The sequence below is a fragment of the Yinghuangia sp. YIM S09857 genome, from assembly GCF_051388915.1.
Taxonomy (GTDB): Bacteria; Actinomycetota; Actinomycetes; order Streptomycetales; family Streptomycetaceae; genus Yinghuangia.
Genome location: NZ_JBPKBH010000016.1, coordinates 142,642 through 154,025, shown reverse-complemented (window position 1 = coordinate 154,025; position 11,384 = coordinate 142,642). Strand labels below are relative to the sequence as shown.

Genomic DNA, 11,384 nt, shown 5'->3' with positions numbered 1-11,384 from the left:
CGGGACCTCCAGTCCCTGTCCGGCGCCCGCCGTCGTGGTGTCCGAAGCGCGCCACGACCCGTACCGCGCGCCACGACCCGTACCGCGCACCACGACCCGTGCCGCGACTCGTACCGCGCACCGCGACCCGTACCGCGTGCCGCGACTCGTACCGCGTGCCGCGACCCGCGCCCGACCCGTGCCACGACCCGCGCGCCGCTCACCGCGTCGCGGGCACCGTACGAGCGTCAGGCGTGCGTGCCCCCGTCGATGCGCAGCGTCGTGCCGGTGACGAACTTGCCGTCCTCGGACGCCAGCGCCGCGATCATGCCCGCGATCACGTCCGGGTGCGCCATGCCCTCGCCGATGATCGGCATGAGCTTGCCGAACAGCTCCCATTCGGCGTCCGCCGGCACCTGGTTGGGGGTGTCGTCGACGATGCCGCTGGAGATGCTGCCGGGCGCGACGCACAGCGCGCGCAGGCCCTGGCGGCTGTACTCCAGCGCGATGGCGTGCGTGAAGGCGTCGATGCCGCCCTTGGACGCGGCGTACGCGGCCATGTACGGGTGCGCGAACGCCGCCGACGTCGAGCTGAAGTTGACGATGACCGCGCCCTCGCCGGTCTCCAGCAGCGCGGGCAGCGCGGCGCGCGTCATCAGGAACGTGCCCGTCAGGTTGATGTTGATGACCTGGTTCCACACGTCGAGCGAGAACTCGTGGGTGTGACCCGCACGGAGGATGCCCGCGGCGTTGACCAGCACGTCCAGCCCGCCGAGGCGCGTGATCGTCTCGCCGACGCCCTCCGCGACCGCGGCCTCGTTCGAGACGTCCAGCACCGCGGTCGACAGCTTGCCGTCGACCCCCGCCTCCTTGGCCATCGCGCGGGTCTTCTCCAGCCCGTCCGCGTTGACGTCGACGGCGTGGACCGTGCCCGCCTCGCGCAGCAGCCGCAGCACGGTGGCCTGGCCGATGCCCGACCCGCCGCCGGTGACGATGATGCGCCGATCCTGGAACCTCTCCACTGCTTTCCTCCTCGCATGGGCGGCCGGGGCCGCCCGGGGTCGTCTGCCCCCATCAGATGCGCAAGACCCCCGCCGGTTCAAGTGCTTCGGTCGGCGAATTGAAACACGTTCCAGTGGCGGGTGGGGGGCCGCGGTTGGCCCGTGCGGATGATTGATGTGATTTGCAGGGGAATGCCGGAAGGCAAACCGGGGAATGTCAGGGTCTTGTACGCAGGACCGCGCCCTGCTCGCGAACGACGCGACGCGAAACGACGAAAGAGGTTCCCATGGCAGACCGCCAGGTCAAGGCCGCCGAGACCGGAGGCGCACCCGCGCCGTCCGGGTCCACGTCCGGCCACTCGATCCAGGTGTCCGCGCTCGATTCCGACAAGGGGCGCACCGCCATCGCGGACTCGGTGGTCGCCAAGATCTCCGGTATCGCGGCGCGCGAGATCGGCGGCGTGCACGACCTGGGCAAGGGCGTGTCGCGGGCGTTCGCGTCGGTCCGCCAGCGCGTCCCGGGCGGCAAGCCGAACGTCGCGCAGGGCGTGAGCGTCGAGGTCGGCGAGCGGCAGTGCGCGGTGGACCTGACGATCATCGTCGAGTACGGCGTCGCCATCGCCGAGGTCGCACACGCGGTGCGGCAGAACGTCATCGAGGCGGTCGAGCGGATGACCGGCCTGGAGGTCGTCGAGGTCAACCTGTCCGTCGACGACATCTACATCGACATGGGCGACGACGACAGCTCGTCGGGCCGTTCGTTGCAGTAGCCCGTACACGAGCAGCTCGTAGGCGAGCCCGTTCACGGCAACTCGTACGCGAGTCCGTGCGCGGGACCCCCGAAACGGCCTCTTCTGGCGGGAGGCCGGGGGTACGGCGGTCGCAGAGGGGCGGCCGCCGTACCCCCGTTTCGCAGTCGCCCCTTGCGGCCTCAGTCGTCCGGGAAGGGCGACGGGCCCAGCACCTCGTACCCCGCCCGGTGCGCGGCCTCCGCGACGGCGGGGAGGCCGGCGTCCGACAACTCCGCGTCGGCCATCTCGGCGGCGAACTCCTCGAAGCCGGACGGCTGCGTCAGATGCAGCGTCGCCGCCTCGTCGGACACCACCCGGAACGCGTGCGGCACGCTGTGCGGCAGGAACACGAACGCCCCGGCCTCGGCCCGCCAGCGCGCGTCGCCGCACGCGACCTCCAGCGCGCCGGACAGCACGTAGAAGGCCTCGTCCTCGATGTGGTGCACATGCCAGGGCGTCCGGAACGCCCGGTCGGCCCGCCGCTCGGACAGCGTGAACTCGTCGCCCGTCTGCCGCCCCGTCGCCAGCATCCGCAGCGGCCGCCCGAAGAACGTCCGCTCACCGCCGATGCCCTCGCCGGGCTTGAGCATGTACCGCCTGTCACCACTGCTCATGGCGCGCCTCCAAACCCCCGGAGGACCTGCGTTTCGTTCCTCGTCCCAGTATCCGCGAGTGATCACCCGGACGCCCACAGCGGCACCGCGCCCCACCTTTGGCTCCGCCCTTGCCCTGCGTGCCCCGCCGGGGAGATTCTGGAATTGCGTGCGACCGGGTGCGCCCCGAAGCGCCGCCTCCCACGACGCCGTGCGCGGTCCGCGCCGAAACCAGGTGAACGTCATGCGTGTGCTGCTGACCGGACGTATGGACAACGACGCGGCCAACGAGGCCATCGCGAACGGCACGATGCCGAAACTGCTTCAGTCCCTCGTCGAGCAGATCAAGCCCGAGGCGGCCTACTTCACGACCACCAACGGGCAGCGCACCTGCTTCTTCGTGTTCGACATGCAGGACTCCTCGCAGATGCCGAGCATCGGCGAAAAGCTCTTCTCCAACGGCATGTCGGTCGCGATCCGCCCCGTCATGAACCTCGAAGACCTCCAGAAGGGTCTGGCCGCAATAGACCGCTGACCGGCCCGCCACCCGGTTGGCGCGGCCGACACCGGGCATCACGACGGAACGCACGAACGTACGATCGGAGCCCCGATGGCCACCATCGCCCTGTTCGCCACCGCCCTCGCGGCGGCGCTCATCGTCCTGACCGTCCTCGTCGCCCGCCGCAGCCCCACCCGCACCACAACCGTCGAGGGCCTCGCCTCCGAGCGAACCCACACCGTCACCGCCCGCGCCGTAGGCGGCATCTGGGGCGTCCACGGCGCCGGCGCCGAAGCCACAGCGGCCCTGACCGCCCCCGAATCCACCAAAACCTTCCACTGACGCGCCGCCCCCGCAGCACATCCGAGGTACGGAAGCCTCCACCCCAACACGGCACGTTCCCAACCCCGTCACTGCCGACCCCCGGCATGACGCCCGCACGCCCCTGCTCCCTACAGTCGCCGAAAGCCGACTACCGACTCACAGAGCGGGGGAGAGGACATGACCGGGGACGCGTGGCCGTTCCTGGTGGCCTGGGGCCTGGGCGCAACCGCCTGCGGCCTCATCATCGCCACCGACTTCCGAGGCGCGGCCCGACGCCTCCACACCGCCGCCGTGGTCCACCCACAATTCGCCGACCTGCACGGGGCCCGATGGGGCGTCGGCTTCGTGCGTGCCCTGGGCGCCATCTTCGCCGTGGCGGGCCCTGTAGCGCTGATCGCCGGGCTCATCGCCTTCACCCGCGACGAACCGGGACCCGACTCCCCGGGCCGTTTCCCCACGCCCGTCCTGGTGGCCTGGTGCCTCCTCATCGCGCTCGGATTCCTCAACTTCTGGAAGCGCACCGGATGGCTGCACAGAGTCTGGACCACCGGAAACCCCCGCCACCGCGCCGCTGCCCTCGTACTCTCAGCAGCAATCCTCGGTTTCGCCACCACAACAGCCACCGGCCACCCCATCCCCATGCTGGCCTGCTGGTTGGTCGGCATGTTGGCGTCACTGACCCTGCTGCTCGGCAAGTCAGCCCCTGCCCCAGAGCCCGCAGCAAACCCCGACTTCTGAGCTGAGGCGTGGCGCAGTTGGTCTTGCCGGTGCCCGGGCGCCGAGCTTGCTCTGGGCTATCCGTCTGCGGTGTGTCAACGCCATGGCTCGTCCGGGACCCACAACGGGTCCGTCGTGAACCAGCCCGGGTGGTCGGTGGGGCTGAGGGATTCGGTGAGCAGCCCGTGGATGAAGGCCGTGAACGAGCCGGCGTAGACGAAGTAGCCCTGTTGTTGCCGGTACAGCACACCCAGGGTCCAAGTCGACGGGTCCGACGACTCAGGGGCGAAGAAGCAGAGGTCGCCTTCCCAACTGTGGTGACCCCAGGCGAGCAGGTCGGGGTGCCCCGCAGGCGGCGCGGGCGGAACGTCCTCCAGATCCTCCCGCGCGTTGCGCACGACCTCCACACAGCCGGTGATCATGTCGCCGAGCAATGGCGGCTTGCCTCGACGCGGATGAGGAACGCCGAGATACCCGCCGAGGGCGCACGGCGCATACAGGTCGACAAAGCGCTTGTAGTCCTTGGGCAGTGCGACGCCAAGGTGGCGTTCGAGCCGATCCCATGCGCCGGCGTCGGCAGCCCGATCAGCCTGCGATCGCCACGGCGGGTCTCCGAGCAGCTCGACGAGTAGATCAAGGTGACTTGGAGTCTCCGGCGCGGCGTCCACGGGCCGATGCTGGCATCACCGGCTGACACGATGAACCCGATCAGCCATCGGCCTTTGCCACGCCGATGGGGCAGGAGACGCCGGTGCCGCCGAGGCCGCAGTAGCCGTTGGGGTTTTTGTCGAGGTACTGCTGGTGGTAGGCCTCGGCGAAGTAGAACGTGTCGGCGGGGAGGATTTCGGTGGTGATCTCGCCGTGCAGGGCCTTGGTCAGGACCTGCTGGTAAGCGTCGCGCGAGGACTTTGCGGCGGCTTCCTGTTCGGGGGAGTGGGTGTAGACGGCCGAGCGGTACTGGGTGCCTTCGTCGTTGCCTTGGCGGTAGCCCTGGGTGGGGTCGTGGGCTTCCCAGAAGACCTTGAGGAGGGTTTCGTAGGAGACCTGGGCGGGGTCGAAGACGACGCGGACGGCCTCGGTGTGGCCGGTGCGGCCGCTGCACACCTCTTCGTAGGTGGGGTTCGGCGTGGTGCCGCCCTGGTAGCCGACGGCCGTGGTCCACACGCCCGGGGTCTGCCAGAACTTGCGCTCGGCGCCCCAGAAACAGCCGAGGCCGAAGTCGGCGACCTCAAGGCCCTCGGGGTACGGCCCCTCCAGCGGGTTGCCGAGCACCGTGTGCCGGTCCGGGACGGAGAAGGGGCGTTCGGCCCGGCCCTTCAGTACCTCGTCGGGATCGGGCATGCGGGGGGTGAAGTCCCTGCGGTTGAAGAGCACGGTGTCCTCCGTCGTCGGGTACCGGCGGGAGTGCCGACAGGCGCGGTCGCGCGCTGTGCTTGGATGTCGCTCCGCGGCGTCGACACAGTACGCCCAACAATCTGAATACGGAGGGGATTCCATGGCGCGCCGGGGGGCGTGGCGGTGGGGGCTCGCAGCGGTGGCATTGTCGCTGACGGTGACGGGCTGCGGAGCCGCGTCAGGGGTCCAAGGCCAGGCACGGGACGTCCGCGACGCGGGGACCTTCGAGGTCCTCGGCGAGTACGACGACCCGCCGGAATCATCCGACGCCGAGGCTGTCAAACGGGTGCTCGGCATCGTGATGCGGGCCGACGACTGGGGCAAGGACTTCGTCACGTTCGGCACAGTCGACCTCGCACTGTGGGCGACGCCCCTGGTCGACGAGGACTGCCGACTCTCCGCAGTAGTCCTGCCCGAAGGCACGCCTGCCGCGGGGGCCGTGTGGTCCTTCCTCCCACTGCCGGAACACCTGCCCAGTTGGCGGTCGAACGAGGAAGAGATCCTGGATTCGTACCGGATCTCCGCGAGTTCGTCGGTCGTGATCCACAATGGGCCGCTGGTCGCGGATGTCGAGATCGACGCCTACCGCGAGGCCGGGCAGCGCTGTGGCAAGCAGTACTTCGGCGACATCACCTACCACGATGTGCGCGCGGTCGTACTCGACAAGGTCGCGGGATACGACGAGGTGGCCGTGGACGGCGGCTACGTCACGGTGCGCGACTACGGCCCGCCGGACGGCTGGCGCTACGTCGACGCCGTCGCCCGCAAGGGCAACGTGGTCGTCTCGGTGTACATCGACGCTCCCGCCGACAACGAGGCTGAGGCCCATGAGGTCGGCGGGCCGCTGGATTTGAACCTGCGGCAGCGGGCGTCGGACGCGCTCGCGGAGATGCTGGCCCGCATCGTCTACCGCTATGACTGAGCGCGGCCATCCGGAGTGCGGGGGCGCCTCCGGGGCTTCCGGACACCGTGTGTTTGGATGTCGCTCCGCGGCGTCGGCACGTACGCCCTGTTTCCTGAGTACAAGGGCGATTTGATGGGTCGATCGACTGCGCTCCGCTTCGGGCTGGGCGCCGCCGCGGTGTTGCTGACGGTGACCGGCTGCACAGCCGGGCCGGCGTCCGACGGATACGCGAAGAGCATCGTCGATGCCGGGCGCTTCCCCGTCATGGACTTTGACGCGGAACCGGCCGTGTCCGCCGACAAGGCGGCGATCGACCTGGCCCGCGACGTCTTGCTGCGGGCCGAGGACTGGAACCTCGGCCTGGACCCCGACGACGGCGTCGAGTCGGACACCCTCCAGACCGCCCGCCTTGACGACGAGTGCGAGCTTGAGCACCTTGCGCTCCCCGAGGGCACGCCGGCCGCGATAAGCCGCTGGTACGGCCATTCCGGCGGGCAGCAGGCCGATTCGGACCACCAGGATGATTCAGGCGACTACGGCGTCGTTTCCGCCGTCACGGTCCACCACGGGCCGTTGTCCGCCCGGATTGAGTTCGGGTACTCGCGCGACGCGGCGGAACGCTGCGGCATCTACTACCTGGCCGAGGATCTCCGCGTCGACGGAGTCGAGCGCGTCGCCGTTCCGGGCGCCGAGGGATTCGACGAGGTCGTCGCCGTGCACGGGGTCCGCGTCGGGCGGTCGCCCCGAGGGCAGGCGCACCTCACCCGCTACCTCGAAGCCGTCGCCCGCAAGGGGCGCGTCGTCGTGTTGGTGTCCGCGCAGACTCCCTATGGCTATGAGCGGTCCCTGACGGTCCCGGGCACGACGGTCGACGAGGAACTGCGCAGCCGGATCTCGGACGCGCTCGCGCTGATGTCGGAGCGGTTGCGGGTCAAGGGGGAGTGATGGGTCGCGCTCTGGAGACTCGCGGTGGGCGAGGACGCGGGACGGGCGGGGTGGACCGGCTAGCGTTGCGGTCATGAGCGCTGCACAGCCCGGCAATCCCGGCATCGATCAGACGAACCACGGCTTCGAGACGCTGGCCATCCATGCCGGTCAGGAGCCCGACCCGCTTACCGGCGCGGTTGTTCCGCCGATTTACCAGGTGTCGACGTACAAGCAGGACGGCGTCGGCGGGCTGCGCGGCGGCTATGAGTACAGCCGCTCGGCCAACCCGACGCGTACCGCGTTGGAGGAGTGCGTCGCGGCGCTGGAGGCGGGGGTGCGCGGGCTGGCGTTCGCGTCGGGGCTGGCCGCGGAGGACTGCCTGCTGCGTACGGTGTGCAAGCCGGGCGACCACGTGGTGATCCCGAACGACGCGTACGGCGGTACGTTCCGCCTCTTCGCCAAGGTCCTCGACCGCTGGGGCCTGGACTGGACCCCGGCGCACTCCGGCGACGCCGACGCGGTGCGCAAGGCGATCCGACCCGGCGCCACCAAGGTCATCTGGTGCGAGACGCCGAGCAACCCCCTTCTCGGGGTCGCGGACATCGCGCAACTCGCGGACATCGCCCGGGATTCGGGGGCGCTGCTGGTGGTCGACAACACCTTCGCGTCGCCGTACTTGCAGCAGCCGCTGACGCTCGGCGCGGACGTCGTCGTGCACTCGACCACGAAGTACATGGGCGGCCACTCGGACGTCGTCGGCGGAGCCCTCGTCGCCGCGGACGCCGAGCTCGGCGAGCAACTGGCGTACCACCAGAACGCGATGGGCGCGGTGGCCGGGCCGTTCGACGCCTGGCTGACGCTGCGCGGCATCCGGACCCTGGGGGTGCGCATGGACCGGCACTGCGCCAACGCCGAGCGCGTGGTGGAACTGCTGGGCGCGCACTCGGCCGTCGCGGAGGTGCTGTACCCGGGTCTGCCGGGCCACCCGGGGCACGACGTCGCGGTCAAGCAGATGAAGGCGTTCGGCGGCATGGTGTCGTTCCGGGTGGTCGGCGGCGAGGAGCAGGCGGTCGACGTCTGCAACCGCGCGCGGCTGTTCACGCTCGGTGAATCCCTGGGCGGCGTCGAGTCGTTGATCGAGCACCCGGGCCGTATGACGCACGCGTCGGCGGCGGGGTCGGCGCTGGAGGTTCCGGCGGATCTGGTGCGCCTGTCGGTGGGGATCGAGACCGCGGAGGATCTGCTGGCGGATCTGGAGCAGGCCTTGCGCTGAGGCGTCCGGAGTCAGGTCGGCGGCAGGCGGGCCGGGGGTGCGTGTCGGGGTGCGTGTCGGGACGCGCGTCCCGGCGTCCGTCACGTCGCGATGCGGCCCGCCGCCGTGCAGTCGCTGCACGACGCGAACGCCGAGCCGTCCGCGGTCTGGACGTCCACCGACACCGTGCCCGTGCGGCTGAAGCCCCACAGGAACATCACGCCGGGCAGCCCCGGTACCCGGTCGGTCGCCATGTCGCCGGAACCGGAGCCGTCGGTCAGGCGCCCGCGCAGCGCGGTCGGGGGTGCCGTCGGGCCGATGGCGACCGCGACGACCAGCGAGTATCCGGCGGGCGCGTACTCGCCGGGGCTGAGCACGGCCACGTCCAGCCCGCCCGGGCGCGGCAGGAACCGGCACGAGTTGACGACCCCGGTCGACGCGTCCGACGCCAGGTCGCCGATGCACCAACCCTGGGCGTGCACCCAGGCGTTCGCGCCCAGCCCGACTGCGGTACGCGGGATCGGCCGACTCGGCTCGGTCGGCACCGGCCCGGGCGGCGACGGTTCCGGGGAGGGGAGCGCGCGGCGTTCGGCCGGGCCCGGGACGGTCACCGCGGCCACCGCGGCGAGCGCCGTCCCGGCCACGACTGCGGCGAGCAGCCGGGTGAGCCGCAGCCGGACCGCGGTACGCCGGGCGCGCCGCGACACCCCCGGCGGCAACGGCCGCATCGGGTAGTCCGGCGGCGTCGCGGACGGGGTCGGCTCGACGGTGACGCTCATGCCGCGCCCCCGACTGCCGCGCCCCGGACCGCCCCGCTCCCAACTGCCCCGCCCCCGGCTACCCCGCCCCCAAGTGCCCCGCCCCCGGCCGGTCCGGCGGCGGCAACGACCGTACGCGTCCCCTCGCCTGCCCGCTCGCTGCGCTCGCTCATCGGCCCTCCTCGGACCGGTCAGCCGGGAGACACACGGCTGTTGGCGCCGTTCCCGGCGCCGCATCGGTTGTGTCGGCCACTTCTTACGCGATGCCCGGCGCGCGGTCCGGGAAACGCACCGCGGGAGAGGGGGGACGGGGGCGCCCGGTAGGTCGCGTACGAACGGCCAACTCCCTTGCTACGCATAGGTTTCCGGGGCATCGGTCGGGCATGCGGCACCTGCTGTTCCGGACGGGGCCGAGGTGGCCGGAGAGGAACCCTTGACAGTTGGTCCGGTTGACGGGGCCGGAGCGCGGGACGGGATCGAAGACGCCGACAGGGCAGCCGAGTTCGTCACGTTTTCTGCGGCCGAACCGCTCAGCGGTGCCGACGAACCCGCCAACCCCGACGACGCCGAGCCGCCGTACGTGACACCCACCCCCGCGGTCCACGTCACCGCCGCCACGTGCGCACGCGGCCGCTCCGAGCCGCCGCCCGCCGCGGAGGACCCCGCGCCTGCCGCAGCGGACTGTGCGCCTGCCGTGGAGGACCCCGCGTCCGCCGCAGCGGACCCCGCGCCCCCGCCTCCCGCTCCCGCCGCGAACCCGGCCGCCGCCAGGCGCGCCGCCGCCCGGAAGTACGCCGAGCGCACCGTCGCCTCGCGTACCGCCAACGCCTCGGCCGTGTCGAACTCGTCGAGCCGCGCGTACGCCCGCAGCACCGTGACCGCCCGCTCCAACCGCGTCAGCCGGTCCAGCCCTCGCAACACCTCGTCGCGGGCCCGCTCCGCCTCGGCGTCCGTGCACGAGCCGGACTCGCCGCCCGCGGCCGACGCCACCACCGACGCGCCGACCCCCGCGCCGGACGCGACCCCCGCCCAGCCCCCTGCCGATCCGGTCGTACCGGAACCGCCGCCCCGTCCCGCCCGCCGCACCGTCTGCGGACGCCAGGGCAACGGCCGCCACGGGTCCAGGTATCCGGCGACCAGCGCCCGGTGTGCGATCCGCGTGGGATCCGGCTCGGCCGAGTGACGCCATTTCAGATAGGTGCGGGCCAACGCCCGGTTGACCCGGCGCTCGGCACGCACGGGATCGCCGGTCAGGAGTTCGGCGGTATGCAGCAGCCGGTCCCCCACGGCGCGGACGAACGCGTCGAACTCACGCTGATCGCGGCGATGCACGACACCTCCCGGCGGTGCGGCTTGTGGTGTGCACTTGTTCCACCAGGGCACGCAATAGATTCCCTTGACCGGAATATCACGCGTAGGCACGTATCTGGACCGGTTTCACGAGGTTTACCCACAGCTACGATCACGCGGTACGCCCAAGTCCATCCGCGTTCGCCCGCCGCGCGACTCCCGCTTCACCCTGCCCCACCGCGCCGCCGTCATGCCGTACACCGAACGCCCTGCGAACTGCGGTCTCCACCCGGGCCCCCGCCCCGCGACATGCGCGCGACCTGACGCGCGGACATCGCGGACGCCGCGACGGTCGGGGCCCTATCCTTCGTGCCACCACATCCCCACGACGAGTGAGCTGCAATTGACACCCGACCTGGCGCCCGACGAAGCGCTGTACGACCGGATGCAGCACGAAGTCGCGCTGTTCGCGCGGCGCGCCGAGCAGACCCGCCTGGGTGCGGCCGGCGAACTCCGCCACACCATGGACCGCGCGGCCTACCTGCTGCTCGGCCGCCTCGAACTCGACGGCCCCATGGGCGTCAAGGCGCTCGCACAGGCCATGTCGATCGACTCGTCGACCGTGACACGGCAGGTCACGCCGCTGGTCGAGCAGGGGTACGTCGACCGCGTGCCGAACCCGGACGACGGCCGCGCGGTGCTCCTGCGGCTGTCCGAGATGGGGCTCGACCGGCTGCACGAGGTACGCCGGGCGCGGATCCGGCTGATGGCCGAGATGTGCGACGACTGGGACGCCGAGGACCGGGAGCGGTTCACCGCGCTGCTGACCCGGTTCAACCAGGCGATGGTGCGGCGCCAGGCGGCGCGTACCGCGGCCGAGGCGCAGACGGCGGCCGAGGCGCAGACCGCGGCCGACAGCTGAGCGCGGCCGACAGCTGAGCGCGGCCCGGGCCG

14 protein-coding genes are annotated in these 11,384 nt (G+C 71.4%); 8 read left to right on the top strand and 6 right to left on the bottom strand.

The annotated features are described in order from the left end of the window. Nucleotides 1–227 precede the first annotated feature (227 nt). Entirely contained in the window at nt 228–1,001 is a 774-nt protein-coding gene (locus ACRX5S_RS29190; protein WP_436776125.1) for an SDR family NAD(P)-dependent oxidoreductase, read from the bottom strand. Between the two features lie 266 nt (nt 1,002–1,267). Here ACRX5S_RS29190 and ACRX5S_RS29185 point away from each other — a divergent pair, with 266 nt between their 5' ends. Then, nucleotides 1,268–1,750 carry an Asp23/Gls24 family envelope stress response protein gene (locus ACRX5S_RS29185; RefSeq protein WP_436776124.1) on the top strand — a complete coding sequence of 161 codons (483 nt, stop codon included), beginning with the start codon at nt 1,268–1,270 and terminating at the stop codon, nt 1,748–1,750. A 161-nt stretch (nt 1,751–1,911) separates the two neighbouring features. Here ACRX5S_RS29185 and ACRX5S_RS29180 read toward each other — a convergent pair whose 3' ends face one another. After that, nucleotides 1,912–2,385: a cupin domain-containing protein gene (locus ACRX5S_RS29180; protein WP_436776123.1), complete on the bottom strand. Its 474-nt coding sequence runs from the start codon at nt 2,383–2,385 to the stop codon at nt 1,912–1,914. Between the two features lie 223 nt (nt 2,386–2,608). Here ACRX5S_RS29180 and ACRX5S_RS29175 point away from each other — a divergent pair, with 223 nt between their 5' ends. The 3 genes from ACRX5S_RS29175 (at nt 2,609) to ACRX5S_RS29165 (ending at nt 3,925) form a co-directional block, all read left to right on the top strand. After that, complete coding sequence (locus tag ACRX5S_RS29175; RefSeq protein WP_436776122.1) at nt 2,609–2,899, top strand: hypothetical protein; 291 nt, start codon at nt 2,609–2,611, stop codon at nt 2,897–2,899. A gap of 75 nt (nt 2,900–2,974) precedes the next feature. Further along, nucleotides 2,975–3,205 carry a hypothetical protein gene (locus ACRX5S_RS29170; protein ID WP_436776121.1) on the top strand — a complete coding sequence of 77 codons (231 nt, stop codon included), beginning with the start codon at nt 2,975–2,977 and terminating at the stop codon, nt 3,203–3,205. A 159-nt stretch (nt 3,206–3,364) separates the two neighbouring features. Then, a complete protein-coding gene (locus tag ACRX5S_RS29165; RefSeq protein WP_436776120.1) occupies nt 3,365–3,925 on the top strand; it encodes a hypothetical protein in 561 nt (186 codons plus the stop codon). A 74-nt stretch (nt 3,926–3,999) separates the two neighbouring features. Here ACRX5S_RS29165 and ACRX5S_RS29160 read toward each other — a convergent pair whose 3' ends face one another. Next, complete coding sequence (locus ACRX5S_RS29160; RefSeq protein WP_436776119.1) at nt 4,000–4,572, bottom strand: SMI1/KNR4 family protein; 573 nt, start codon at nt 4,570–4,572, stop codon at nt 4,000–4,002. Between the two features lie 40 nt (nt 4,573–4,612). Beyond that, entirely contained in the window at nt 4,613–5,245 is a 633-nt protein-coding gene (msrA, locus tag ACRX5S_RS29155) for a peptide-methionine (S)-S-oxide reductase MsrA (protein ID WP_436776163.1), read from the bottom strand. A gap of 154 nt (nt 5,246–5,399) precedes the next feature. Between msrA and ACRX5S_RS29150 the strand changes: the two genes are divergently transcribed. The 3 genes from ACRX5S_RS29150 to ACRX5S_RS29140 all read left to right on the top strand — a co-directional run bounded on the left by ACRX5S_RS29150 (nt 5,400) and on the right by ACRX5S_RS29140 (nt 8,403). Then, complete coding sequence (locus ACRX5S_RS29150; protein ID WP_436776118.1) at nt 5,400–6,221, top strand: hypothetical protein; 822 nt, start codon at nt 5,400–5,402, stop codon at nt 6,219–6,221. A 114-nt stretch (nt 6,222–6,335) separates the two neighbouring features. After that, nucleotides 6,336–7,148, top strand: coding sequence for a hypothetical protein (locus ACRX5S_RS29145; protein ID WP_436776117.1), 813 nt, complete (start codon nt 6,336–6,338; stop codon nt 7,146–7,148). Nucleotides 7,149–7,221: 73 nt separating this feature from the next. Beyond that, nucleotides 7,222–8,403, top strand: a complete 1,182-nt coding sequence (locus tag ACRX5S_RS29140) for a cystathionine gamma-synthase (protein WP_436776116.1) — start codon at nt 7,222–7,224, stop codon at nt 8,401–8,403. A gap of 80 nt (nt 8,404–8,483) precedes the next feature. On the opposite strand, the gene ACRX5S_RS29135 is transcribed toward ACRX5S_RS29140, so the two are convergent. Beyond that, nucleotides 8,484–9,161 carry a hypothetical protein gene (locus ACRX5S_RS29135; RefSeq protein WP_436776115.1) on the bottom strand — a complete coding sequence of 226 codons (678 nt, stop codon included), beginning with the start codon at nt 9,159–9,161 and terminating at the stop codon, nt 8,484–8,486. Between the two features lie 330 nt (nt 9,162–9,491). Then, entirely contained in the window at nt 9,492–10,472 is a 981-nt protein-coding gene (locus ACRX5S_RS29130) for a hypothetical protein (RefSeq protein WP_436776114.1), read from the bottom strand. 403 nt (nt 10,473–10,875) lie between these two features. On the opposite strand from ACRX5S_RS29130, the gene ACRX5S_RS29125 reads away from it, so the two are divergent. Beyond that, on the top strand, nt 10,876–11,352 hold the full coding sequence (locus ACRX5S_RS29125) for a MarR family winged helix-turn-helix transcriptional regulator (RefSeq protein WP_436776162.1): 477 nt from the start codon (nt 10,876–10,878) through the stop codon (nt 11,350–11,352). Nucleotides 11,353–11,384: the final 32 nt, after the last annotated feature.